17 protein-coding genes are annotated in these 25,875 nt (G+C 55.6%); 12 read left to right on the plus strand and 5 right to left on the minus strand.

Annotated features, from left to right (window positions below; translation table 11 throughout):
* Window positions 1-15: 15 nt before the first annotated feature.
* From BF99_RS0101890 to BF99_RS0101935, 10 genes are all read left to right on the plus strand, one after another.
* Complete coding sequence (locus BF99_RS0101890) at window positions 16-3,039, plus strand: type I restriction endonuclease subunit R (RefSeq protein ID WP_025769528.1); 3,024 nt, start codon at window positions 16-18, stop codon at window positions 3,037-3,039.
* Window positions 3,036-4,292: a restriction endonuclease subunit S gene (locus tag BF99_RS21730; RefSeq protein ID WP_156013121.1), complete on the plus strand. Its 1,257-nt coding sequence runs from the start codon at window positions 3,036-3,038 to the stop codon at window positions 4,290-4,292. The genes BF99_RS0101890 and BF99_RS21730 overlap by 4 nt, the downstream gene beginning before the upstream one ends.
* Window positions 4,289-5,431 (plus strand): AAA family ATPase, encoded by a 1,143-nt coding sequence (locus tag BF99_RS0101900; RefSeq protein ID WP_025769530.1) that lies wholly within the window; start codon window positions 4,289-4,291, stop codon window positions 5,429-5,431. The genes BF99_RS21730 and BF99_RS0101900 overlap by 4 nt, the downstream gene beginning before the upstream one ends.
* Window positions 5,428-7,062 (plus strand): type I restriction-modification system subunit M, encoded by a 1,635-nt coding sequence (locus BF99_RS0101905; protein WP_025769531.1) that lies wholly within the window; start codon window positions 5,428-5,430, stop codon window positions 7,060-7,062. The genes BF99_RS0101900 and BF99_RS0101905 overlap by 4 nt, the downstream gene beginning before the upstream one ends.
* Before the next feature lie 248 nt (window positions 7,063-7,310).
* Complete coding sequence (locus BF99_RS0101910) at window positions 7,311-7,559, plus strand: hypothetical protein (RefSeq protein WP_156013122.1); 249 nt, start codon at window positions 7,311-7,313, stop codon at window positions 7,557-7,559.
* Window positions 7,559-8,134: a hypothetical protein gene (locus tag BF99_RS0101915; RefSeq protein ID WP_025769533.1), complete on the plus strand. Its 576-nt coding sequence runs from the start codon at window positions 7,559-7,561 to the stop codon at window positions 8,132-8,134. Before BF99_RS0101910 ends, BF99_RS0101915 begins: the two co-directional genes overlap by 1 nt.
* Complete coding sequence (locus BF99_RS0101920) at window positions 8,131-9,030, plus strand: Kiwa anti-phage protein KwaB-like domain-containing protein (RefSeq protein ID WP_025769534.1); 900 nt, start codon at window positions 8,131-8,133, stop codon at window positions 9,028-9,030. The genes BF99_RS0101915 and BF99_RS0101920 overlap by 4 nt, the downstream gene beginning before the upstream one ends.
* Window positions 9,030-12,224, plus strand: a complete 3,195-nt coding sequence (locus BF99_RS0101925) for a DEAD/DEAH box helicase (protein ID WP_025769535.1) — start codon at window positions 9,030-9,032, stop codon at window positions 12,222-12,224. Before BF99_RS0101920 ends, BF99_RS0101925 begins: the two co-directional genes overlap by 1 nt.
* A 33-nt stretch (window positions 12,225-12,257) precedes the next feature.
* Complete coding sequence (locus BF99_RS0101930) at window positions 12,258-13,256, plus strand: AAA family ATPase (RefSeq protein ID WP_025769536.1); 999 nt, start codon at window positions 12,258-12,260, stop codon at window positions 13,254-13,256.
* Window positions 13,256-15,835 carry a S8 family peptidase gene (locus BF99_RS0101935; RefSeq protein ID WP_025769537.1) on the plus strand — a complete coding sequence of 860 codons (2,580 nt, stop codon included), beginning with the start codon at window positions 13,256-13,258 and terminating at the stop codon, window positions 15,833-15,835. Before BF99_RS0101930 ends, BF99_RS0101935 begins: the two co-directional genes overlap by 1 nt.
* A gap of 197 nt (window positions 15,836-16,032) precedes the next feature.
* On the opposite strand, the gene cas2 is transcribed toward BF99_RS0101935, so the two are convergent.
* Genes cas2 through cas9 form a run of 3 tightly spaced genes read right to left on the minus strand, consistent with a single transcriptional unit; the run spans window position 16,033 to window position 20,711 of the window.
* A complete protein-coding gene (gene cas2 / locus BF99_RS0101940) occupies window positions 16,033-16,377 on the minus strand; it encodes a CRISPR-associated endonuclease Cas2 (RefSeq protein WP_025769538.1) in 345 nt (114 codons plus the stop codon).
* The gene (cas1, locus tag BF99_RS0101945; RefSeq protein ID WP_025769539.1) at window positions 16,374-17,285 is read right to left on the minus strand and encodes a type II CRISPR-associated endonuclease Cas1; all 912 of its coding nucleotides are present in this window, start codon (window positions 17,283-17,285) and stop codon (window positions 16,374-16,376) included. The genes cas2 and cas1 overlap by 4 nt, the downstream gene beginning before the upstream one ends.
* A 12-nt stretch (window positions 17,286-17,297) precedes the next feature.
* The gene (gene cas9 / locus BF99_RS0101950; RefSeq protein ID WP_373604453.1) at window positions 17,298-20,711 is read right to left on the minus strand and encodes a type II CRISPR RNA-guided endonuclease Cas9; all 3,414 of its coding nucleotides are present in this window, start codon (window positions 20,709-20,711) and stop codon (window positions 17,298-17,300) included.
* A gap of 372 nt (window positions 20,712-21,083) precedes the next feature.
* Between cas9 and BF99_RS0101955 the strand changes: the two genes are divergently transcribed.
* A complete protein-coding gene (locus tag BF99_RS0101955) occupies window positions 21,084-21,503 on the plus strand; it encodes a PaaI family thioesterase (protein ID WP_025769541.1) in 420 nt (139 codons plus the stop codon).
* Window positions 21,504-22,021: 518 nt separating this feature from the next.
* Complete coding sequence (locus BF99_RS0101960) at window positions 22,022-23,152, plus strand: branched-chain amino acid aminotransferase (RefSeq protein WP_025769542.1); 1,131 nt, start codon at window positions 22,022-22,024, stop codon at window positions 23,150-23,152.
* 362 nt (window positions 23,153-23,514) lie between these two features.
* Here BF99_RS0101960 and BF99_RS0101970 read toward each other — a convergent pair whose 3' ends face one another.
* Window positions 23,515-24,357 carry a VOC family protein gene (locus BF99_RS0101970; RefSeq protein ID WP_081759064.1) on the minus strand — a complete coding sequence of 281 codons (843 nt, stop codon included), beginning with the start codon at window positions 24,355-24,357 and terminating at the stop codon, window positions 23,515-23,517.
* Between the two features lie 302 nt (window positions 24,358-24,659).
* On the minus strand, window positions 24,660-25,835 hold the full coding sequence (locus tag BF99_RS0101985; RefSeq protein WP_025769545.1) for a UxaA family hydrolase: 1,176 nt from the start codon (window positions 25,833-25,835) through the stop codon (window positions 24,660-24,662).
* Between the last annotated feature and the right edge of the window lie 40 nt (window positions 25,836-25,875).

The raw sequence follows: 25,875 nt of genomic DNA on the forward strand, positions 1-25,875 counted from the left end.
GGGATCACCACAGCGATGAGCACATCCGAAAGTCAGCTCGAGCAGTCTCTCATCGACCGGCTTGTCGGTCTCAAATATGAGCACCGCAGCGACATCCGCGATCGCGCCTCGCTCGAGGCGAACTTTCGCAAAAAGTTCGAGGACCTCAACCGCGTCAGGCTGAGCGATAGCGAGTTCCGACGGCTCCTCGACCAGGTCGTAAAGCAGGACGTCTACGAGGCCGCCCGGTCTCTCCGGGAGCGCGAGACATTCATCCGCGAAGACGGCACGCCGCTCAACTACACGCTCATCAATATAAAAGACTGGTGCAAGAACACCTTCGAGGTCGTCAACCAGCTCCGCATCAACACGGATAACAGCCACCACCGCTACGATGTCATCCTCCTGATCAACGGCATCCCCGCGGTTCAGATCGAACTCAAGACACTCGGGATCGAGCCCCGGCGAGCCATGGAGCAGATCGTCAAATACAAGAACGATCCCGGTAACGGATACACCAAGACGCTTCTATGCTTCGTCCAGCTCTTCATCGTCAGCAACCGCACGGACACTCGGTACTTCGCCAACAACAACGTGAGCCACTTCGCCTTTGACGCCGACGAGCGCTTCCTCCCGGTCTACCGGTTCGCGGCGCCGGACAACTCGAAGATCATCCACCTCGACGACTTCGCCGATCACTTCCTCGCCAAATGCACGCTGGGCAACATGATCAGCAAGTACATGGTCCTCATCGCCGGCGATAAGAAGCTGATGATGATGCGCCCGTATCAGATCTACGCGGTCAAGGCCATTGTCGACTGCATCGACCAGAACTGCGGCAACGGCTACATCTGGCACACCACCGGCTCCGGCAAGACGCTCACCTCTTTCAAGGCCGCAACGCTCCTCAAAAGCAACGAGAACATCCACAAGTGCCTGTTCGTCGTCGACCGCAAGGACCTCGACCGCCAGACCCGCGATGAATTCAACCGCTTCCAAAAGAACTGCGTCGAGGAAAACACCAACACCGCAGCGCTGGTGCGCCGCCTCCTGTCCGAGGACTACGCGGACAAGGTCATCGTCACGACCATCCAGAAACTCGGGCTTGCCCTCGATGAGAACAGCAAGCGCAACAGGCAGAACCTCGATCAAGGGCGCTCGACCTTCAAGCAGCGGCTCGAGCACCTCCGCGAAAAACGCATGGTTTTCATCTTCGACGAGTGCCACCGCTCGCAGTTCGGCGAGAACCACAGAGCCATCAAGGAGTTCTTCCCGAACTCCCAGCTCTTCGGTTTCACCGGCACCCCGATCTTCGAGCAGAACGCGACTATCCCGCAGATAGAGGGCAACGTCGCCAGCCTTCGCACCACCGAGGAAATCTTCCAACAACAGCTCCACGCCTACACCATCACCGACGCCATCGAAGATGAGAACGTCCTTCGTTTCCATGTCGATTACTACAAGCCAAAGGATGCGGAGACCCTCAAGCCGGGCCAAGCACTCAAAAAGCGAGCGGTGGTCGAGTCCATCATCGATAAGCACAACATCTCAACCGGCGACCGGCGCTTCAACGCCCTGCTGGCCACGGCATCGATCAACGATGCGATCGAGTACCACCAAGTCTTCAAAGAGATTCAGGCCGAACGTCAGGCAGCCGACCCCGAGTTCGACCCTCTCAAGATTGCCGCCATCTTCTCACCGCCTGCCCAGGGCGACCAAGACGTCCAGCAAATCCAAGAGGACCTCCCCCAGGAGAAAGAGGACAACAAAAACGACCCCGAGGGCAAGAAAGCCGCGCTCAAGGCAATCATCGAGGACTACAACAAGCAGTACCGCACCAATCACGACATCAACAATTTCGACCTCTACTACCAAGACATCCAGAAGCGCATCAAAAATCAGAAGTTCTCCGATCGCAACCTGCGCCGCAAGGAGAGCATCGACATCACCATCGTCGTCGACATGCTCCTCACCGGCTTCGATGCCAGGTACCTCAACACCCTATATGTCGACAAGAACCTCAAGCACCACGGCCTCATCCAAGCCTTCAGCCGCACGAACCGCGTTCTCAACGGCACCAAGCCCCACGGACAAATCCTCGACTTTCGCGGGCAGCGAGAAAATGTCGATGCCGCCATCGCGCTCTTCTCCGGTGTGCAAACTGACCAGGCTAAAGAGATCTGGCTGGTCGAACCGGCACGCACAGTCATTGATGAATACGCAAAGGCGGTTGCGGACATCGAGAAATTCATAACACGAGGCAACGAGGTCGCCGAGCCCCGAAGCCTTTACAACCTCAAAGGAGATATGTCGCGGATTGAATTCGTGAACCGATTCAAGAAAGTGCAGCGGCTCAGGATCAAGCTCGACCGATATACCGATCTGGATCAGGGGGAGAAGAAAAGGATCAAGGACATCCTGCCCGAAGATGATTTGCGCGAACTGCGCGGTCAATACATAGAGACCGCCCGACGCCTCAGGGAGCAGCGGGGTGACACCGGCGCCGGGGGCGAGCCGGTCAACCCCGATGTCGATCAGCTCGAATTCGAATTCGTCCTCTTCGCCTCCGCTCTGATCGACTACGACTACATCATGAAACTACTCGCCGAGTACTCGGGGCAGGACCCGGAGAAACTCAAGATCAGCCGCGAAGAACTGATCAGCATGATCGAATCCGATGCAAAGTTCATGGATGAGCGGGAGGAGATCACCGAATACGTCCGCTCACTCAGGCAGGGCGAGGGGCTTGACGAGGCCGCCATTCGCGAAGGCTACGAGCAGTTCAAGGCCGAACGGCTGGCCAAGGAGATCGCCGAAATCGCCGGCGCCCACGGCCTGACGACCGAGGCGCTCTCGGACTTCGTCGACACCATTCTGCAACGCATGATCTTCGACGGCGAGCAGCTCACCGACCTGATGGAGCCGCTTGAGCTTGGCTGGCGCGAACGCCGCGATCGGGAACTCGCCCTGATGGCCGATCTGGTTCCGCTTCTGAACAAGCGGGCGCATGGGCGGGAGATCTCGGGGCTGAGTGCTTATGAGCAGGGAGGGGTGAGGTGAGCGCCGATAAGCGTTCGCCAGTCTTGCCAAGGCTGCGATTTCCGGAGTTTGTCAGCGAACATCCTTGGAACGATATGGCGTTATCGACCACCAGCGATATCAATCCTACACACAACGGGCTGCCGGAATCGTTCATCTACATTGATCTTGAGTCTGTGAATAGCGGCACCCTAGTCGAACGGAAGGAAATCGAGCGGGACAATGCGCCCAGCCGGGCTCAACGTTTGCTGCGCCGTAAAGACATTCTCTACCAGACCGTTCGTCCTTATCAGCGAAACAATCTCTTCTTTGACATTGACGACGGTTATGACTACGTCGCTTCGACGGGGTACGCGCAACTTCGTGCGCATGGTTGCCCAAAGTTTCTCTATCAATTGCTCCATACGAACTCATTTGTTAATCGGGTTTTGTCGAAATGCACAGGCTCGAACTATCCGGCTATCAATTCGTCTGATCTGGTGGACATCTGCGTGTCGCTTCCGAAACCCGCCGAGCAACAGAAAATCGCCGATTGCCTCGGCTCGCTGGACGACCTGATCGCGGCGGCGGACCAGAAACTTGCAGCCCTGCGGCAGCACAAACAAGGGCTGATGCAGCAGCTCTTCCCCCAGCCCGGCGAGACCGTGCCCCGCCTTCGCTTTCCGGAATTCCAAAACGCGATGGAGTGGCAAAGGTGTGTAATTGGCGAGATCGCGGAGATATCGAAAGGCAAAGGCATTTCCAAATCTGATGTCGTTGAGGATGGGCGGACGCCGTGTATCAGATACGGCGAGCTATACACCTCTTATGGTGAGGTTATTGAAATTGTCAAATCAAGAACCAACTTGGCCGCTTCTGATCTGGTTCTTAGCAAAGCGGGAGATGTAATCATTCCCGCCTCCGGCGAAACCCAAGATGACATCGCAACCTGCGCTTGCGTCGTTGATGACGGTATCGCTTTGGGAAGCGATTTGAATATTCTTCGCTCGCCAGTTGATGGTCGCTTTTTTAGCTATTACCTAAGCGGTCCCCAGCGTCGGGAACTCGCCAAGATTGCTCAGGGTGACACAGTCGCTCATCTCTATCCGACTCAGCTGTCGCGGCTTGTCGTATACATTCCCGACGCGAAAGCCGAGCAGCAGCGAATCGCTGACTGCCTTTCATCTCTCGATGTCCAGATAACTGCACAGTTCGAAAGACTCGAATATCTCAAGACACATAAAAAGGGCTTGCTGCAACAACTCTTCCCCTCCGCAGGGGAGTCCGCACCATGAAGAACAATCCCAAGGTCAAGTCATATAAGACACTGAGCACTCTTGCCAACCGTATTCGCCAAGAAGCTCAGAGCCGACACTGCGTTCTGCTCTTCGCGTACAACCGAACAGGGAAGACGCGGCTTTCGATGGAGTTCAAGGATAAGAGCAAGCGAAAGGGTGCAACTGACACCCTCTATTTCAACGCATTTACTGAAGACCTTTTCACGTGGAACAACGACCTCGATGGAGATACAGATCGGCACCTGACAATTAATAAGGGCTCAACTTTCTTCAGTGGCATGAAAGAACTGGCCCTAGAACCTGATATTTCGGGTTATCTGTCGCGGTATGCAGACTTCGATTTCGATATTGACTACGACGAATGGGCGGTCTTCTTCCGTAACAGCGATGCAAATCGGATCAAGATCTCTCGCGGTGAGGAGAACATCTTTATCTGGTGCGTGTTTATGGCGATCTGTGAGCGCGTTATCGACGGGCATGAGTCCTACCACTGGGTGCGATATTTATACATTGATGACCCTGTGTCATCGCTTGACGACAACAATGCCATCGCTGTCGCTTGTGACCTAGCGGCTCTTGTTCGCAACGCAGCCTCCCGTAACAACACAAGCGGAACGCCGGATCCGATCAGGACTGTCGTGTCGTCGCACCACGCGCTGTTCTTTAACGTGATGTGCAACGAACTCGGCAGGTCACGGGAGGGCCAAGGGAAGATCGACATCAAGCGGTTCTTCATGCATCAGCCTGGCACCGGCGGCGAGTACGCGCTCCAATCTACGGGCGATACCCCGTATCTGCAGCATGTGGCCGTGCTAGTAGAACTGCAGAGGTGCATCAACGAGGATCGACTATACACCTACCATTTCAATGCTATGCGAAGCATTTTGGAGAAAATCGCGACCTTCCTCGGCCATGGAGATCTCCGGGTGTGCTTGAAGGACCTTGATGACGAAGCCCTTTACAACCGGGCACTGAACCTTCTCAGTCACGGCAAGTACTCGGTTAGCGATCCGACTGTGATGGGAGAAGATAACAAGCAACTGTTCCGTCGGATGTTCGACGACATCGTTAAGCGGTTTGAGTTCGCACTTCCAGAACTCTCTCCCGAAGCAAAGCCCATGAAGACTAACCCATGACCAAGAACAACCAAGCCGAACTCGGCAAAACACTCTGGGCCATCGCCGATGAACTACGCGGGGCGATGAATGCGGACGACTTCCGCGATTACATGCTGGCATTCCTGTTCCTGCGTTACCTCTCGGACAACTACGAGAAGGCTGCGAAGAAGGAACTCCGGCGCGACTACCCTGACCCGGATGCCATCGGCAACGGCGGGCGCTCACCCCTGTCTGTCTGGTACGAGCAGAACCCTAAAAAAGATATCAAGGCGTTCGAGGAGCAGATGCGGCGCAAGGCGCATTACGTCATCCACCCCGATCACCTGTGGTCCAGCATCGCCCATAAGGCGCGCACCCAAGACGGCGACTTGCTCGACACGCTCCAAGAGGGCTTCAAGTACATCGAGAATAAATCGTTCGAAAGCACATTCTCGGGGCTGTTCTCCGAGATCAACCTCGCCTCCGAGAAGCTCGGCAGGACTTACGAAGACCGCAACGCAAAACTCTGCACCATCATCACCAAGATTGCCGAGGGCCTTGCCGAGTTCTCGACCGACAAAGACGACACACTCGGAGACGCCTACGAATATCTGATCGGCCAGTTCGCCGCAGGCTCGGGCAAGAAGGCCGGCGAGTTCTACACGCCGCAGCAGATTTCGACCATCCTCTCCGAGATCGTCACGCTCGACGGTCAGAAACCGAAGACCGGCAAGCGCGAGCGCATCGCCAAAGTGATGGACTTCGCCTGCGGCTCCGGCTCGTTGCTGCTCAATGTTCGCAAGCACATAAAACGCGGCGGCATCGGCAAGATCTACGGGCAGGAGAAAAACATCACCACCTACAACCTTGCGCGGATGAACATGCTGCTGCACGGGGTGAAGGACTCGGAGTTCGAGATCCACCACGGCGACACGCTGACCAATGATTGGGAAATGCTCCGCCAGACCAACCCCACCAAGAAGCCGCTCTTCGACGCCATCGTCGCCAACCCGCCCTTTAGCTACCGCTGGACCCCCGGCGAGACATTGGGCGATGACATGCGCTTCAAGAACTACGGACTGGCCCCGAAGTCGGCGGCGGATTTTGCCTTCCTGCTGCATGGGTTTCACTACCTCAAGGACGACGGCGTGATGGCGATCATCCTGCCGCACGGCGTCCTGTTCCGAGGCGGCGGGGAGGCGAAGATCCGTCAAAAACTCCTCGAAGACGGACACATCGACACCATCATCGGCCTGCCCGCGAACCTGTTCTACTCGACCGGAATTCCGGTTTGCATCCTCGTCCTGAAAAAGTGCAAAAAGCCCGACGATGTCCTATTCATCAACGCATCCGAGCACTTTGATAAAGGCAAACGACAGAACTCCCTGTCCAAGGAGCATATCAAGAAGATTGTTGACACTTACAAGGATCGCCCGAAGATCTGCAAGCGGTACGCCAGAAGCGTAGGGATGGACGAGATCGCGAAAAACGACTTCAACCTGAACATCACCCGCTATGTCAGCACCGCCAAGTCGGAGGAGCCGATCGACCTGGCGGCCACGCATAAGGAGTTGGTCGAAGCCGAGAAGCAGATTCGAGAATCAACGGCGAAGCACAACGAATTCTTGAGGGAACTGGGGCTGGATCCACTGCCGGGATCTGATCGGTGAGCGAAGGGGGCTCTCGAGTGAGCGATCCGGTTGGTATATGACGAACGACTGCCCCCGGAACGGCACCCACGCCAAGCTGATCTGGCAAGGCGGTCGCCTCCCAGAACGCTTGGCAGTATTTGGCGGATACAGCGCGAGCTGTCGCGTGCCATACGGTGAGCCCGCGTGAGTGCTTCGGGTACCGTATTGTTTGCTGATCTGGGTCAGATGCAGTGCATTTGCACCACCAACTGAACGGGAGCCACTCTATGGCTCGAACCAAGAACGAAGTCCTGACCATCACATGCGCAACCTTTGATGGGTTGTTGGTGATCAAACCGGCAGGCGATATTGTGCCAGCGTTCGAAGCCGTCATTACATCGATTTTTCATCTGTTGCCGGCATCGCAGCAACAATCCTCGAATCTCGCTGCGATTCGAGATTGCTTGCTGCCCAGTCTGTTGAGCGGCGCCGTGTGCTTCAAAATAGAATCTGAGCTGAAACCGGAGGCTATGTGATGCCCAAGCCAGCCTTCCGTATCCACAGCGAAGGTCTGAAGATTGCCCGTCTGCTGATGGTTCTTAGCAGTATTTCACCGCTGTTTATTCTGTGGGCGATTCGCGGGAATAGCCTGATCCCCGATATCTATTTCCTCGGATTTTGCGCGCTGGGGTTTCTGTTGCCGAACGCTTTCCTATGGTTGCGAATCTGCAAGGCCAAGAAGCAACAGGACAGCCGCAATATTAAGATCGGCGGAGCCGACGACCATCGCAATCATCTTTTGGTCTATTTGTTTTCGATGCTGCTGCCACTTTATTCGCAAGACCCCGGCAATATGCGCGAACTCCTTGCCATGTTGGCCGCGCTCGTGCTCATTGTCTTCCTGTTCTGGCATCTGAATTTGCACTACATGAACCTATTCTTTGCCATGCGAGGCTACCGAGTCTTCACTGTGTATTCACCGGTCGATGGCAATTCGATCACCGGAAATACACACTACGTGTTGATTACCCGCAGACCCGGTCTGACCGCTGGCGAGAATTTGGTCGCTTATCGCCTAAGTAACACGGTATATCTGGAGGCTGACACATGAATCTCGAATTTGATCTCGCGAATGTGCAGACAACGGAGTTTGGCGTTGGTTTAGACAACGAACAGGCCTTCGTGGCATTGCCAGTGGATAAGAATGTGAAGACCGCATTACGCGACATGGTGCAGGAGACATGGGCCGCGATGCAGAAAGACGAGGATGGTCCAAAAAGATATGAGCCATCCGAAAAGCACGGCAGCATCGAGTATCTCTACCTGCCCAAAGATGATGAAATGGTTTCAGCCATTCGTGAGTTGCACGATGCGGCGAACCTAGACATCGTCACTGGAGCGTTGGCCGAACCGTCCAATGTATTTTGCTATTTCGCACGCTTTACCGACCACCAGAACCGGCACCTAACAGCCTTGCGTAGGGCATCAAAATTCAAGGGCATGCTGAAGAGCAAGAACAGGCTTGTGCGCATACTTGACGATACGTTGCGAGTCATCGAAGACACTATTTTCAAGCTGGACAACGACTTCGATTTTCTCGTGGATTCGGCGAACGTTCACATCCTGCATCCCAGCGGGTTTGAGTTCGCCGGAAAACTCCGGCAGGCAATTCTCGATGCTGTGCCCAAGAACATTGAAGCGATTCAATCCGAACTCAACTTCGTTGTGTTCGACGGCATCAAGGAGTATGCCGCCAAGCGTCCCCGCGCTGCTCGATATCTCGCTTCAATCCTTGCAAATGGTGAGAACAAGAATATCGACAAATCACTTCTCATGGATCTTTGCAAACAAACGGGTGTTGCGGTAACTGAATCGAAAGGCAAGGTCACCATAGCGGATGGCCATGAAATGGGATTCTTGGAGGTTCTGGATCGGCGACGATATGAAGTCAATCTTGTCAAGGAGGACCCGGAGCAGTACCGTGCAGCAAGCCGGAGAAAACTGTGATGTCCTCGTCCGCCGAAGAGTTCGTCAAGGATGCCGCCTTTGGTGCAGATCGCCTTGGCGAGATATCGACCGAGGCGAGTCGGCGTCGGCTTTTTGCAGCACTGAGCTCCGCAACTCAAAAGCTGGATGATCGGGAGATTCGGTTCGTCACGAACGCACTCGAACTGGAGCTGTTCGACGCACTCGATGACGAAGAGCGGACGTTGGAGCTTCGAGACATTGCCGGGAAGACGTTTCAGATAGCAAGAACGCTCGCATGGCCGCAAGAGCCGGTAGCGGCTGCGCAGTGGCTTGTGCGATTGGGCTGTCTTGCGGTCATCGGAGATCGCTCGGCGGATTTCCGCCGCATCGTTACGGAGCGGCCGTTTCCGGTGCTACCTCTCGATTCACCGGATTGGGGCATTCGGGTTTGGTCGTCGGTCTTGGATGTTTGGTTGCACCTTTTGCGAAAACAGGGATGGGATGATCTCGATATCGTCCAAGAGCGAGTCGTCGCTCTTCGCCGTGCCCAGCAATCTGTCGAACCGGCGTTCCTGCAAGCGGCCGAGGATCGCCAGGACGTTCAACCGGCTTGGGAACTCATGGCCCAATACCATCTGGCGAAGGCCGCAGATCTGTTGGGAACCTATCTCGGGCAGGGTTCTATCGATGGGCATTACGACATCCGCGAGCAGCTCGAAGCTCAGTTCGACCGGGCAATCGGCGCATCGGCTCGCGGCCGGCTCATCGAGCTGGAGGTGATGTCTCGTCGGCTCGCGCGAGTTTCCCGCCTGATGGTCGACAACAGTATCTGGACGGTTACCCGCGCAGTTAATAGCAGGGTGACTCGATTCGTCGAGTCATTGATGGATCGCGATTCAGCCCGCCGCCCAATCTTCGAAATGCTGCCGCCGCAGAGGCGTACCTTGCGCGAAGAGGGCCTTTTGGGATCCGGTCATCGCTCTGTGGTTGTGAGTCTGCCGACATCGAGCGGTAAAACGTTCATCGCGGAGTTTCGCATTCTTCAAGCGCTGAACCAGTTCGACCAAGAAAAGGGCTGGATCGCATATTTGGCGCCCACACGCGCGCTGGTGAACCAGTTGACGGTGCGACTGCGCCGCGATTTCTCTCATCTTGGCACGGTTGTGGAGAAAGTCAGCCCGGCGCTCGAAGTGGATGGCTTGGAAGCCGGAATGCTGACCGAGGCTGACAGTGCTCAGCAGTTTCGGATATTGGTAACCACCCCGGAGAAGCTCGACCTCATGCTGCGCGGCGGGTGGGAGGAGAGGATTGGTCGCCCCCTCACGCTTGTCGTCGTGGACGAGGCGCACGGTTTGGCTTCCGATGATCGGGGGATCAAGCTCGAACTCCTTCTTGCGACCATCAACCGCGAATGCCGCTACGCTCAGTTTCTTTTGCTGACCCCCTTCATCCCCAATGGAGCGGAAATCGCCCGCTGGCTGTCGCCCGACAGCAACAAGAGCATCGACCTCGGTGTCGATTGGACGCCGAATGATCGCGTCGTGGCCATCGCGCGTGCCGAACGCGGTGACAGCAAAGGCGATTTCAGCATATCGCTTCTCTCACGGCACACGTCTCGCAACACCCTCGATATTCCGGAGCGGATCGACTTTCAGGAAAAGCGTCCTTTGGGCTTGGCTTGGTCCGAAGTGAATGGATCGCAGGGGAAGATTGCCGCTGCGACGGCGCAGATCCTCCAAAAGCGCGGCACGGTCATTGTGCTTGCAGACACGCCGGCGTCGACATGGCGCATCGCCGACACTTTTCGGGTTGACGAGAATAGGAGAGCGCTCGACGGCGACCTGCGACATGTGCAGCAGTTTCTCATCGATGAGATGGGACAGGATTTCCCCCTCGCTGACCTGCTCGAATATGGCATCGGCGTTCATCACGCGGGCATGTCCGAGGACGCACGCACGCTCGTCGAGTGGCTGACGGAAACCGGTCGGCTTGGCGTTCTCGTCGCTACGACCACCATCGCGCAAGGCGTAAACTTCCCTGTCTCCGGCATCGTATTTGCAAGTCACCAGTACCGGACGCGCAAGTTCCCCTTTCGCATCGATATGCCTCCCCAAGACTTCTGGAATATCGCCGGTCGTGCGGGCCGTGTGGACCAAGAGGACTTGGGTGTCATCGCCCTTGCCGCGCAAGATGACAACAAGCAACAAGCACTGGGGCAGTTCATCGACTCTTCCGTTGCGGAGCTCAACTCGACGCTTATCGAGATGGTGCAATCTGTGGCTGACAAAGGTTCGCTGCTTAGATTGGAGTCGCTTTCGTATCAGCCGGGTTGGTCCGCCTTCGTTCAATATCTGGCACACACGTACCGGCAGATCGGGAACCACGAGCAGTTCGCAGAGCAAGTCGAGCAGGTTCTACGAGGCACGCTTGGCTTCCAAGCACTTCGCAAGAGCCACGAGGGATGGGCAGACGCTTTGGTTCAGGGCGTGTACGCCTACGCGGAAAGAATCAAGGGCAAACCGCTTGCCTTGGTAGATGCAACCGGATTCTCTTGGGAATCGGTCAGCAATACCTTGGCGAGAATTGGGCAAGAACAGTTGCCCGACGATGTTTGGTCGCCCGAGCTATTCGCCGGGAGAAAAGACGACCTCCGGCGGATGATGGGATTGCTGCTGCAAGTGCCGGAGCTTCGAGAGCCGCTCAGGGATGTCACCGGAGGCAAAAGTCCAAACGGAGACATGCTCGCCCGAATCATCTGCGATTGGGTCCAAGGGCGTCCTCTGACCGAGATGGCGACCGACTACTTTCAGCCTGACGAGAAAGAAGGCAGCGATGCCGAGGCGAATTCCGTGGACGCAATAACCAAGTGCTGCCGAAACGTGTTCGGGAGGCTGACACAAACCGCATCTTGGGGGCTATCTGCATTGCAGTCGCTCATGCTCAAAGACGACTTTGATGAGATGTCGGCAGTGGAGCAGCGCAGCCTGCGCAATCTTCCTGCCCGTGTGTACTACGGGGTCAACACCGACGAGGCCGTCGCTCTAAGGCTTCTCGGAGTGCCGCGAATTGCGGCGCCGAAACTCGCAAGACATCTTGGTGTCACTGCGGAAGAGCCGCTTCACCGGGTGCGTGGGCGGCTGCGAGCGACCAACGTAAGCGAGTGGACGAAGGCGATGGGCGAGCGCGGGGCTAGCTACCATCGAGTTTGGTCGATCATCGAGGGTCAGGCATGATTGCCGACGACGATATCCACGTGGAGGCCACCCATGGCTAGAGCCGATCTGCTGACCGACCTTGTTCGCTTTGCAATGGCTGGCGACAAGGTGAGATTTCGGAAAGTCGTCGAAGCCATCATCGCCGAGGAAAGAGCGAAGAGGCATACCGTCCTTGCCAACAAGCTGGAGGGCTTGCTCTGCGCCATGCCCGCCGATAGGGCCGCCCCGAATGGTGCAAGCACGGTGCTGGAGCAGAAGGTGTCCAACCTGCTCCAAGAGGTGATGCCCGAGCGATCATTCGACGACCTGATTTTGCCCAAGGAGGTGCTTGAGATTTCTCAAGAGGTCGCGCAGGAGCACCACCGGATTGATTTGCTGCGTTCATACAACTTGGAGCCACGCAACCGCCTCTTGTTGATCGGCCCTCCAGGGAACGGGAAGACCTCGCTGGCCGAGGCATTCGCTCACGCCCTGATGGTTCCACTATTGATCGTCCGTTACGAAGGCGTTGTCGGAACCTATCTCGGGGAAACGGCGGTTCGCTTGCATCGGCTCTTGGAACACGCCCGCACGCGGAAGTGCGTTTTGTTCTTCGATGAGTTTGAAACCTTGGGGAAGGAACGCGGCGACCGCCACGAAACGGGAGAGATCAAGCGCGTAGTCAGCTCGCTGCTCATGCAGATTGATGCGCTGCCGAGCCATGTCGTTGTCATCGGGGCAACCAATCACGCCGAACTGCTGGACCGCGCCGTATGGCGGCGGTTCCAAGTTCGCATGACATTGCCCGAACCTACGCGCGCGCGGCTTGCCGAATGGTTCGCCAAATTTGAGAAGCGAATCAACTTGCCGCTTGGCTACACGCCAGAGACCATGGCGAAGAAGCTCTATGGAGTCAATTTCGCCGAAGCCGAAGAGTTCGGAGCAAGTGTCTTCCGGCAGTACGTGCTTGGACAGCCCTGCTCCGACATCAAGAAGATCGTGGACCGCACCCTGAAGAACTGGGCGGCGCGGACGGTCAAGGCGAAACCGCAAAATGAAGGCGATGAATAATGGCAGACCGCCCGCTATTGCTATTTCCAACACCGGTAACCGCCGACCGGTCTCGGCGGCGTTCAGGTTTTCCAAATATCCACAAACCGTCTATTGACAGGCAAGGCCAACGGCTTTCTCCAATTTTCACCCGACTTCAAACCGAGTTCAATGAGCGGCGTGTCGAGCTGCAGCAGACTGCCGCAGGGGCCGAACCGGAGCAGGTGCTGGTGATCGAAACGGTTGGCAGTGTCGAGAATTTCGCCAATGCCGTTAAGCGGATTGCCGGGCTCGAATGGATGGACGAATTGGATACTGACGAAATCGTGCCCGACGAGGATTTCTACAACGAACAGAATGCGGATAAGGAACTCAGCGGGCGACTCTATTTCGTCATGACCAACCAGCAGGCATTACGTGAAATGCTCTCGCTATGGAAGCGATATCAAGTGGACCCGAGTATGACCTTCGAGCATGGACTGACCAAGTTCCGCGATGTATTTAGGCATCTCAAGGATATCCGCCGGTGGGGTGTTCAAGATCGGATCAAGGAAACGGGTGCTCTTGATATTTGGTGCGAGGACTTGAAATACGACGGGGGCCGTGCCATCCGTTTCGAGATCGAATTGTGGTTCCGAGGCGCTGACGATAAGCGCCAAGAGGCTCAAAAGCAAGTTCAGGCACTCATTGAAGGACTTGGCGGATCGTTGTTGAGAAACTGCACCATCCCCAATATTGCCTACCACGCCTTGCTCGCGGAAATTCCTGCCAATGCCGCTCAACAAATTATTGATCATCCCGAAGTAGAGCTGATCAAGTGCGACAGTGTGATGTTTTTCAGGCCAGTTGGGCAGATGGCAGCAGGAAAACGTCTGGTTGAAGATGAGTTGTTGGATCACGAAGTAGAAGAGGTGAGTCTCCCAACAGGCGACCCTATTGTCGCAATTCTCGACGGCCTGCCTTTGACCAATCATGCGTTGCTTCAGGATCGGTTGATTATCGACGATCCGGACAATTACGCCTCGGCGTACAACATTCCGGAACGAGCGCACGGAACCGCTATGGCATCTCTGGTTGTTCGCGGCGATTTGAGTGATGACGAGCCGCCGTTGGCACGCCATGTCTATGTGCGACCAATTATGAAACCCACCCCATCGCTTGAATCTCCGTACCCGGAACAGATCCCAGACGATATCTTGTTGGTCGATCATATTCACCGGGCCGTCCGCCGCATGTTCGAGATTGAGGGCTCGGCTGAAGCAGCGGCACCAACAATCAGAATTATCAATTTCTCCATTGGCGATCCGCACCGACCGTTTACCCAAGCATTAAGTCCATTGGCTCGCCTTCTAGATTGGCTCAGTGTGAAGTATGGCGTTCTATTCATCATTAGTGCGGGCAATCACTCAAGGAGAATTGATACAGGCATTCCGAAAGCGAAGTTCAATGCCTTGGCGGATAGCGATAAAGAAGCCAGTATCGTCAGAGCACTGTACAGAGATGCGCGACACCGGAAGATTTTCTCCCCAGGCGAAAGCATCAACGGTGTAACGGTAGGTGCACTCCACAATGATGCAGCCGTCGTCAGCCACATTGGCCAAGCGGTGAATCTGTTTCAAAGCCTTTTGCCCAGCCCCGCGTCCCCGTTTGGAAGCGGTTACCGAAGGGCTATCAAGCCGGACCTTCTGTTCAACGGAGGTCGAGCTCTTTACAGGACTCCCTTAGATAACACGACGAATGCGAGTTTTGACGTTCTTCGAGTCTCGCAAGGCGCTCTTGGAAACAAGGTGGCCTCATCGAGCGCCATATCTGGCGAACTGAACAAGACCGTCTATCTTTATGGAACCAGTAACGCCGCCGCTTTGACTTCTAGAATGGCAGCTGTATTTCATGACACACTGCTTGACATACTTGAGGAGCAATCTCCCGAAATTGAGTTTAATACGTATCTGGCTCCGTTACTCAAAGCGATGGTTATTCATGGTTGCTCTTGGGGCAAAGTTGGAGATCGACTTCAGGAAATTCTTCGGACACCAAGTAATGCTCGGCAGGTTCGGAATTGGATCAGTAATTGGCTCGGATACGGCGTGCCCGATAGCGAACGGGTTCTGTCCTGCACCGAGCAGCGGGCAACATTGCTTGGCTTTGGGCAACTCGGCGATGGAGAGGCTCACTTATTCAATTTGCCATTGCCTCCATCGTTGGGTGCGCGCAGAGAGTGGCGACGGCTGACGGTGACTCTGGCTTGGCTATCTCCGGTAGTAGCCAGCACCCAACGCTATCGCGCTGCGAGCTTATGGTTTGAAGTTCCAAGAAAAGATCTCGCATCTGATCGACAGAATGCGGACTGGAACGCTGTTAGGAGAGGTACCGTTCAGCATGAAGTGTTTGACGGGCATCAAGCCGTTCCACTAACTGATGAAGACGCGCTAACCATCAAGGTCAATTGCCGAAAGGATGCTGGAAAAATTGATCAACCCGTAGCTTATGGAATCGCCGTGACTCTGGAAGTCGCCGAGGGCATTGACATTGCCATCTATGAGGAAATTCGCACCCGCATTGCGTCTGCGGTTGAAGTCCGTGCAAGAGGAGAGATTTGACATAGTGAGAACGAGCACATCCGTATAGTAGATTTCAGCCTTCTGGTCATAGTGCTCTTAAATTTTGAACTCGTACAGATGAACCATGACCAAAGCGGAGTTGTTTCAGTACCCCATTCCCCCCATCGTATAATCAGTTTGCGCGTATCTCGCTGATATCCAAGGGCTTTTTGCCCTTGGGTGGCGAGAAAACCTGATTAGAACAGGTGTAGTTGGCCTGGTTTTCCGGCATTTTTTCCGGTGTCTTTTCGGGCATAGAAGCGGCGCATGTTGCCGAATTGGCGGTCGGTGACTGTCAGGATGTCCACCTTTCCGCCCGGGGGCAGGAGGTTTTGAATCTGTCCGTCGACCGTTTCGGCTTTCTCTGTCGAGTGGCAGTATTTCTGGTAGACCGAGAACTGGGACATCTCGAAGCCGAGGTTCAGTAGGTCATTTCGGAAGACGGTCGCCTGTTTGCGTTCCTTTTTGGTACCTACTGGCAGGTCGAACATGACGAAGACCCACATGATCCGGTAAGGGCTCAGGAAGGTACGCCGACTCATCCTGCCATTGCCTGCAGCGGATAGGGTAGTTCGGGGAGGACTACCTCGCTGACTTCCTCTTGGTAGTAGCGGGCCACTTGTCGGCACATTTTGGCGGCGGCCAAGGATAGGGGCGGTTCTTCTTCTCCTTGCGGGATCGGGAGGTTGGTGATTGCCGCCAACTCGGATTTGGCTTCGGGGGTTAGCCTACCGCTAAGCAGGTTGACCCGAAGCGACAGGAAGTAATCGGCGATCGGGCGGTAGGGCTCCATCAGGTCGTCAACCAGATTGATCGGGTTTTGCGGATTCTTGTGGTGCAAGCTGAAGCAAGGGTGCAGTCCGGCACTGCTGATGCCGCGCGCAACGCATGATCGCACGATGGCGTAGATGTAGTTGAGTGATGTATTCAAGGGATCGACGTTCTCGCGATTGCGGCGAAAGCCTTTGCCGAAGAGCCTTCTCCAATAATCGCGGGCCGCTTGTGCCTCGGCATTGCCGGTATCCCCGGAGCGAACGGATGCCGCCAAACGTAGGAGACGTTCGTTACTTTCGCCGATGCTCTTGATGACCGCCGCCTGATTCTTGATCTTGCCCCGAACGATTCTTTGCCAGAGGCGTTTGCGTCTGGGTTCGCTCATATTGATCTGGGCCTGCATGACATGCAGCTGTCTACCATAACCCGCCACCGGGAGGGTCATGCTGGTGGGCAGGTAGTTACTGCCGCACATGACCAATGGAATGTTCAACTCCGCCAACTCGTTGATCAGGGCGGTGGATACCGAGCACCCCAATACCGAGATGATCACCGAGCCAATATCATCGAGTGGAACTTGTCCGATGACCTCGGAATTCTCGCTGACTTCCATGAAGCCGCGATGCTTGCGCAAATAGCAACCCGGTTTGGTGATCTCGACGATCTGACCGACCATGATGAGTGACGACTAGCGTTTCTCGTAGTTGATGAGGCCGGTCGGGCTGACGTGGATTTTGCGGGTTTTTATTTTTTTGAGCGTTCCTAAGCCTGCTGGTAGAAATTTAAAAATATCCTCTGATGATCGATCTCTTGCATCTACATTGGCCTCGCAGAGGGGAGCCATATAGATACGATCCTTGCTTATCTTTTGAATTCGAAGAGTCTGCGTGGTATGATTTTTTTCGATCTCAATACAATCATTCACACGCAGCCTCATAACAAGCCTCGCCGCAGGATGCGGACGACGGGTCACGCCGGGCTGAAAGCCGCTGCTATTGGCATCGAAACGAGTGATCACGATACCCTCCCACTTCCCCTCTTTCTCGTGTCCGGCGGGATATTCGTAAACTTCCAGTCCCCAGTTACTATCCCCCTTATAGCCCTTATAGGCTTTTCCCGAAGCATCGCGGACGGGGATGACGCTCAGGTTCTCGATACAACGGATGGATCGGATACCCAATTCCTTCGCTTTGCTGGCAACGCCATTGGCTTTGCCGTCTATATATGCTTGGTGAAAAACACTCCGCAGATAGTTATCCCTGATGCTCTCGATCTTCTTGGGATCGGTGATTTGAGAGATATTTCTGCGCAGCACGACTCTATCGTCGTCAAGTTCGCCGACAATTCCATAGGCCGTATCGTTGTGTAGCTGACCATCCGTAGTGACTCTCGCACCGGTCTTTCCCGATCCCTTATGAGTCGGGCGGTGCGAGACATTAATATCTCCCACTACATTTCGAACATCCGTACGAAACTTCTCCCACGGATCGATGTTGCGAATGAGCAATTTATCGGATTCGACCTTCCCTCCGAGATTGGTAGCAGTGGAGACTCTCTGCAACATCGAACGTGATGTCATGCCAACGACAATGGCATCGATTGCATGGTGACGATGATCGTCTCGATTTTTCTTCTTCGGCTGGTCATCATTATCTCTATTATTCAAGATGCTGTTCAGCCCCCAATATTTGCGCAATAGCGCGGTCAGGGAACCCGTAACAACATCGATTTTCCTGAAATCACAGATGTTCTCCAGATACTCTCTGGCAACTCGCCCGATATAACGGGTATCGTTGATATGACGATCAAGAAAGCCACCTTCTCTTTCATATCTATCCATCGAATCCTTCTGAAACTTGCGCCCTTGGCTTAGCGTCATATCCTCCCATCGCTTCTTTCTACTGTTATACCTCTTGGTTTGATAGGTCGTGGATCGCGCCCGTTCCACGATAGACTCCCAGTGATAATTCTGCGGGCTTTCGCTGAACGCCTCCCAAGGAGTCCTATTTCCTTTGAAGGCATTGGCTCTTTGAAAGCAAACAACCTTGTTGGCGCGACTGTCATCCAGCGTTCTACTGAACGGAATAACATGATCCACTTGGACGCGATCGGTGAATAAATCCGAAACGCTGATCATCTCCCCCGTATAGGGGCAACATTCGTTTTGATCGCGCCAAATCTGCAAACGCAAGCGATTATCACGATTCGGGTATTGACCGAGCTCTTTTAGCTTCTCATCGATCTCCCGATTCTTGTTCTGGTTATCGGACTGGAGTCGCTCGAATCCACTCCTATATCTGGCGCCTTGAGGCAAATCCCGACCCAACTCGATGGCGATCGAATGTGGGAGACCGAATCGCCGAATCAGTTCGTTGATGACAATACGGATCTGGTTGAGGGCGATATGCACGGTAGGGTTAGTAATCCCACCGTAGTATTGCAGGTCATTACCTTCATCCTCGGGATTCCGCTTGCCGGGAATAATATGGCGACCATCTTCGAATGCTTTTCCATAATAGGGTAGATGGCCGATCACCTTCCCTCTTCCGGCACGCGTATAGGGATTTTCGAAATCATCCCGCTCTGCGGATAGCGCCTCTACGGCGTCCGGTTGATGCAAACACTCGTTTTTCATCTTTTCGAACAGAAGGCGTGCCGCTTTGGGAGAAATGCTGGCGGTGCCGTCATCTAACCGAGCGTTCAAACAATTTTCGGCCTTTTCCGGATCGAGGCCGAAGTCGGATACCAACCGTTCCAGAACTTCCTCATCGGTTTGCTCACGATATTCGCCGGAGCGCTTTTTATCGGGTACCTGTTCGAAGATCGCATTGATAAATGCATCTTGCCGATCCAAATCCCATTCGTCCCAGAGCGGCCCTACACATTTATCCTTGCGCATCTCGAACGATGTCATATTGCCATCGAAGCCTTTGCGTCTTTCCGACTCGAAATTGAAAACGATATTCTCATCGACGATCTCCGCCTCCTTCAGATAATTTTTCATCTTTTCGAAGGCGAGTGACTTTTTTTCCTCGAGATCGCCGATGATTCGATCACGGATATCGATATGATCTCGCAAGAATTCATTGGTACCCTTGCTGGTGGACCATGAGAGGTTATTCACCTCTTGCAGGATGCGATAACGCTGAAAACTCGGCAGGGCACGGTAGGTGCGATCCTCATCCGGGCAATAGACACAACGTCCCCGCTCCTGGGCTTTGAGCGGACGCTGGGTGAAGATCACTTCGTGGATCTTCTCGCGATTGCTCGGATCCAATATCTCGGGGAACTCTTGCGAGCAAGCACTCCAGAGTTTTTCGAACTCGTCTTCGTAGAGTTCCCGCTGGGGATAGATCTCGTAGAGCTTGCCATCTTCGCCCATGCGGGCGCGGGTGGTGCCTCCCTTGCGGCGGCGATTCCACAGGAACGAGCCGTAGGTCAAATCCGCTCTTTCTTTCAAGGATTTGATGGCATCGATGCGATCTTGGGGCAATCCCATCTGTTTGAGCAGTTCACGGATGGAGCCGTGTACCTTGCCACTGGTGACTTCATCGCTGCGATCCTTGCGATTGCTCTTGAAGCCGCGGCGCTGATTGAGGTGGAACAGGGCTCGTCCGATCAGATATTGGGGCTTGAGTCCTTCGGATATTCCCGGTGCCAGCAGCGGTTGGCCGAGCCGGTTTCTACGGCTTCGGATATCGGCAAGGACCGTCTGTGCGGATTCGGTGAGCAGCCGTCCCCGCAGTTCGACGGGATCGATTTTCTGCATCTCCCGTGCTTCTTGCGAATCCCTTGGCGGAAACAAACCCATCTTTCGCATCTGATCCATCAGGTAGGTTTGACGTTGCAAAAAGCGATCGCGACGACGGCGCATCTGCCGGGCCTGCCTGCGATCCGCCGCGAGCGTCGATTTGGACTTCGGCTCGCGACCGTCGGAGAAAATCCGAGAGCCCGCGGCCAAAATGGCGCAAGGCGCATCGTCCTCATCCAATTCGATCACCGCCCAGCCGAGGGAATTGGTGCCCACATCCAAGCCCAATCGATATTTGATCGCGTCTTTTGTTTCCACCGTTTCATCTCCAATCGAATCTACGAAGAGCACGTTTGAGATTATACGATGGGGGGAATGGGGTACTGAAACAACTTGTCATGGAGGGACCACCTAAGATGACGGGAATATTACACCGTCGGCTTGCGTTTGCCAGCTCGTTGCGTATACTGCGGGTTAGGGAATGGGGTTTTCGCTGAGATTAACAAGCGAGAATTCGCACACCTCGGAAGGCGGCCTACGGGCTGCCTTCTTGCTTTTTGCCGCCCGTTCGGGATTCCATCCAATCCTTCCCGCTTTCCATCTCCTGCACATCCGAGTCCTCGGCGCCGTGGTTCGGGGCGCTCCGAACGCCCCCGCCCTTTGCGCCCGTTAGACTGAATCATCAACAGCGATCATCCACCCCATCGAGAGCCCGAGTCTTCCATGAGCGAGACGATCACCCCTGAAAAGATCGAGGAGATGCTGGCTAAAGCCTCCTTTCATCGCTTCTGCGAGCCGAAAGTGATCTCGCTCGATGAAAGCGCCGGAACGCTGACCCTAAAAGTTCCGATGCGCGATGAGTTCGAGCGGGTGACGGGATCCAAGCAGTGGCACGGCGGGGTGATGGCGGCGGTGGTCGATATCGCCGGAGATCTCGCCTTGGCCATCGTTTACGGCGGCCCTTTACCGACCATCAATCTGCGAATCGACTACTTGCGTCCTGCGATCGATACCGATTTGACCGCGATCGGCAAGGTACGCCGCGCCGGACGAACGATCGGCGTGGTTGATGTGGATGTCATCGACGATCGCGGCGAGGTGGTTGCGATCGGGCGCGGTTGCTACTCATCCAAGGTAGGCTGACAAGGTAGGCTGAGCGAACCTGCGAGCGCATGGCACATCGCTTCGCGGGCGCTCGCTTTTTTTTCGCACTTCGCATACCCAATACCCAAGAAGGGGCAACCCCCTAAGGCTCTTTATTTCGGGCTCGGGGCTTATGGCGCGAACGGCGGGAAGCCGAGATTGTGACTAGGATAAGGATATCGGCTGGCGCTGATCTTGCCGAGAAAAGCGCATGCCCATAAGAAAAAGTGATTTTTGCCTAAAACGAAGTATGCTTAAAGGCTATTATCCGGCTGCAGGCGGTTTACTGGATCGACCTCATCGGTGGGTCGTCTGCGAAATCCGTCGGCAGGCTCCGGGGAATGAAAGATTCGGTTCTCCCTCGGAAAAAGGCACCGGTTCTCGGTTGGATCTTCGATCGAAAATCGACTCGCCCCTACCGGCATACGGGTACGATATCCGGCGTATCATGGAGCGGTTCGGACCAAGGCGGCTCGTGCCGGGCAAGGGGCGGTTATCAAAGGAGCTGACGACTCAAGATGGAATTTCGAATCGAAATAGCGCCACCCGAAATAAGGCGCCCCAAGCCTACGGACGAAAGCGCTTTGGGCTTCGGACGGATCTACAGCGATCACATGTTCACGATGCGCTGGACCGAACAAGGCGGATGGACCGACCCCACCGTACGGCCCTTCTCGGATCTCAAGCTCTCGCCCGCCTCTCTCGTATTGCACTACAGCCAGACGATCTTCGAGGGATTGAAGGCCTATCGCAACCCGGAGGGGAATATCAATCTCTTTCGGCCTCGGGATAACGCCGCGCGCTTCAACCAATCCGCATCTCGGGTCGATCTGCCTCAGGTCGATCCGGAGATCTTCATGAGAGCGATCCGGGAATTGGTGGAACTGGATCACGAATGGATCCCGAAATCCAAGGGAACCTCGCTCTATATCCGCCCCACGATGATCGCGACCGAACCCTATATCGGCCTCAAATCCGCGCAGGAAGTGCTCTTTTTCATCATCACCGGTCCGGTCGGAGCCTATTATCAGGAGGGCTTCAATCCGGTGAATATCACCGTCTGCGATCGCTATTCGCGGGCCGGGCCGGGGGGCTTGGGCTCGATCAAGGCCGGGGCGAATTACGCGGCCAGCCTCAAGGCCGAGAAAGAGGCCTCGAGCCGCGGCTTTTCCCAAGTGCTCTGGTTGGATGCAGCGGAGCGCAAATACATCGAAGAAGTCGGTTCGATGAATATCCTTTTCATGATGTCGGGCACGGTCGTTACTCCCCCGCCCGGCGATACGATCCTCGATGGAATTACCAAGGCCTCGGTTTTGGAACTTCTCAGACAGTGGGGGGTGCCGGTGGAAGAACGTCGCCTCGCCATCGGCGAGGTATTGGGTGCGCAAAGAAGCGGGGAGCTCGATGAGGTTTTCGGAGCGGGCACCGCCGCGGTGATCTCACCGGTCGGTTCTTTCGAATACCGAGGAAAGGTCTACCATGTCAAAAACGGGGGCACCGGGCAGTTGACGAAAAGGCTCTTCGAAAAGCTGACCGATATCCAGTACAACTCGTCCTCGAAAAAGCCGGATCGCTTCGGATGGGTGCACGAGATACCGCTGCCCGCCGCTTCGGGTGCCGCTTCACAATCCGATTCATCCAAGCCCTAATCCGTCCACGATCACCAACGACGACCTTATTCGGCAACGAACAACCTCTAAATTCATCGATTTTTTCCAAAAAACTTGCGCCTTCAAGCCGCTTTATTTTGCTGTTTTCGGCAAAGGCGATGCTGGCCCGTGCGAGGCTTTCGAATCTCCTCGAGAGCCTCCGGCCCCGCCTCATCGGAGAACGATAGCTCGTGGCCGATGGCGTGAAAACAGCCTAGGTTTGCGGATATCAGTCTCTTCTTCTATCTCGTATTCGCACGTTATTCGTATGTAGCATCCCTTTATCGCAGCATGAGGATCCGCCGGATTTCGAGGCTCGATCGTAACGATGGGTGGGGTGGATCCCTGTGGAAATCCCCCCTTCACTCCGCTGCGATCACCCCGATATTGAGATTGTCAAAGCCCTCGAACTTGATCCATGCAAACGGGCGCTTGGCGAAAACCCCGGTCGGGCAAAGGGGCAAGCGCTCTTGCGAGGCGGCCATATCGCGGCTTCGGATCAAGCACCCGCAGGGGGTCGGACCGTAGCGATCGATCAGATCGGCGATCGGATCGTCGGCGCTTTCAGGGGAGACGAGGCTGACCGGTTCGCCTTCGAGGAGCATGATGCGGCCGGGAAAAGCGGAAGAATCGATATCGACCGGCTCGCCGGCACCGTAGATCCTTTGCATCTCAAGAGCTGCGGCCTCGACATCCGGCACCGCAATCAACACCGAGTCGATTCCCTCGAGTTCGCCGACACGCACGCTTTCGGATACCTGCACCCGGTTTCGGCGGGGGGTATGGTCACTGACCATGAAGGGATGGAGCGAGCCCATGCCATCGGCCCCGACGAACATGATTTCGGATTCGACGCTCTCGCCATCGGGACGGCGGCGAGCGGAATCCCGAGGGCCGTCGAGCGGTATTCCGAGATTGGCCAGGCGAGTGCCGATCCGATGCATGTCGTCCACCGTGATCGACCATGCGCAGGCGCCGCCGTCGGTTTCGATATGGCGTTGCCAGACCGGGGCCTGCTGACCCGGCTGACGCACCGAGACGATCTCGATATAGCTCCCGTCCATGAAACCCAAGGTGGAGAAATGGGTTGCACCGTTCGAGTGGATGCCGCCATAGTCGGTAGAGAGGCCTACCCGTGCAAAGGCTCCGGCCAACGCTTCCATACGAGACCATGCGAATACCACACGATCGATGCGAAAAGACATCTCGTCTTACCTCCCGATAAGCAAAACGCCGATGCAACGAGGGGATCGCCCACGGCTTCGCGCTTGTAAAAAGTGCTATGGGGCGATTGCCGGCGGCAACTCATGCAAGAGCGCCCGCCATCGCCGACGAGGAATGAGAGCGGAACGATCATCTGCGGATGACGGATCACCGTCTTCCGCCGAAGAATTTCCGAATCGAAAGCCGAATCGAAAGCCAGATCGAAAGCCGAATCGAAAAAACGGGCCTCGCCGATCCGATGGACGGGAGATGTCTCGAAAGAGAGGAGCTATCCGCCCGACAATCAAGCGCTCTCGTATAGACGGGTGAGCACGAATTCCCGATGCCCCAAAGCCTCCGCCGCCGTCAATCGCCCGTTGGCGGTGCGCAGCATCATGTCGAGCAAGGCATCTCCGGCATCGTCGGGGGTCATCTCCCGACGCAGCAACCCGGAAACATCGACATCCACATGCTCGCTCATCGTGCGCACGGTGCGTGGATTGGCGCAGATTTTGATATTCGGCAAGATCGGATTGCCGATGATATTGCCCTGTCCGGTCGGGAAGAAATGCACCACGAAACCCGAGGCCGCGCACAAGGTCACCATTTCCGCCGCCGCCGAGGAGGAATCCATGAACCAAAGGCCGGAGCCGGTCGGGGCCTCCGCCTTGTCGAGCACCCCGTCGACCATGCACTCGCGGCCGATCTTCTGGATATTGCCCAAGGCTTTCTCTTCGATCGTGGTCAACCCGCCCGCGATATTTCCCTTGGTCGGCTGGGACTCCGAGAGATCGCTGGTTTTATGACGCTCGACGATCTCTTGATAGCGGTTGAACATGAACATGAAGCGCTCGCGAATCTCCGGGGTCCGACAGCGATCCGCCACGAGATGCTCGCCGCCGGTGATCTCGGTGGTCTCCCCGAAAACGAGCGTCGCTCCATGACGATAGAGCTTGTCGAAGGCGTTGCCGACCGTGGGATTGGCACCGCAGCCCGAAGTGGTATCCGACTCCCCGCACTTGGTCGAGACCCATAGATCCGAAAGCGGGGCCTCCTCGCGCACGAGCTCCGAAGCCCATTGCACATACTCGCGAGCGGTGCGCGAAGCGCGCATGATGGTCTCGTGATCGCCATGCATCTCGATGCCGTAGCCGGTAACCGGCTTGCCGGAGGCGGCGATGCCATCCACCACCCGCCGAGTCCAACCCTCCTCGATCCCGATCACCACCACCGCAGCGACATTGGGATTGGTTCCGGTTCCGATCAGCGTACGGAAATGCAGATCGAGATCCGCCCCGAATTGCAGCCTCCCGTAGGGATGGGGAAGCGCCATCGTACCCTTGATGTTATTGGATACCGCCTCGCAGGCGGCATTCGACAGATCGTCCACGGGAAGAATGATCACGTGGTTGCGAACTCCGATTCGCCCATTCTCGCGACGGAATCCGCGAAAGGATGTAGAGGATAAATCGATGCTCATCTTCGCTTTTCTCCTGCGTTTCCCGATATCGCGCTTCGCA

Source organism: Thioalkalivibrio sp. HK1, assembly GCA_000583135.1.
Classification (GTDB): domain Bacteria; phylum Pseudomonadota; class Gammaproteobacteria; order HK1; family HK1; genus HK1.

Coding starts and splice junctions, on each gene's coding strand:
- BF99_RS0101925 (WP_025769535.1), top strand. CDS start 9,030: ATGTCCTCGTCCGCCGAAGAGTTCGTCAAGGATGCCGCCTTTGGTGCA.
- BF99_RS0101970 (WP_081759064.1), bottom strand. CDS start 24,357: ATGTCTTTTCGCATCGATCGTGTGGTATTCGCATGGTCTCGTATGGAA.
- BF99_RS0101905 (WP_025769531.1), top strand. CDS start 5,428: ATGACCAAGAACAACCAAGCCGAACTCGGCAAAACACTCTGGGCCATC.
- BF99_RS0101910 (WP_156013122.1), top strand. CDS start 7,311: ATGGCTCGAACCAAGAACGAAGTCCTGACCATCACATGCGCAACCTTT.
- BF99_RS0101985 (WP_025769545.1), bottom strand. CDS start 25,835: ATGAGCATCGATTTATCCTCTACATCCTTTCGCGGATTCCGTCGCGAG.
- BF99_RS0101960 (WP_025769542.1), top strand. CDS start 22,022: ATGGAATTTCGAATCGAAATAGCGCCACCCGAAATAAGGCGCCCCAAG.
- BF99_RS0101900 (WP_025769530.1), top strand. CDS start 4,289: ATGAAGAACAATCCCAAGGTCAAGTCATATAAGACACTGAGCACTCTT.
- BF99_RS0101890 (WP_025769528.1), top strand. CDS start 16: ATGAGCACATCCGAAAGTCAGCTCGAGCAGTCTCTCATCGACCGGCTT.
- BF99_RS0101915 (WP_025769533.1), top strand. CDS start 7,559: ATGCCCAAGCCAGCCTTCCGTATCCACAGCGAAGGTCTGAAGATTGCC.
- BF99_RS0101935 (WP_025769537.1), top strand. CDS start 13,256: ATGGCAGACCGCCCGCTATTGCTATTTCCAACACCGGTAACCGCCGAC.
- cas1 (WP_025769539.1), bottom strand. CDS start 17,285: ATGGTCGGTCAGATCGTCGAGATCACCAAACCGGGTTGCTATTTGCGC.
- BF99_RS0101920 (WP_025769534.1), top strand. CDS start 8,131: ATGAATCTCGAATTTGATCTCGCGAATGTGCAGACAACGGAGTTTGGC.
- BF99_RS0101955 (WP_025769541.1), top strand. CDS start 21,084: ATGAGCGAGACGATCACCCCTGAAAAGATCGAGGAGATGCTGGCTAAA.
- cas2 (WP_025769538.1), bottom strand. CDS start 16,377: ATGAGTCGGCGTACCTTCCTGAGCCCTTACCGGATCATGTGGGTCTTC.
- BF99_RS0101930 (WP_025769536.1), top strand. CDS start 12,258: ATGGCTAGAGCCGATCTGCTGACCGACCTTGTTCGCTTTGCAATGGCT.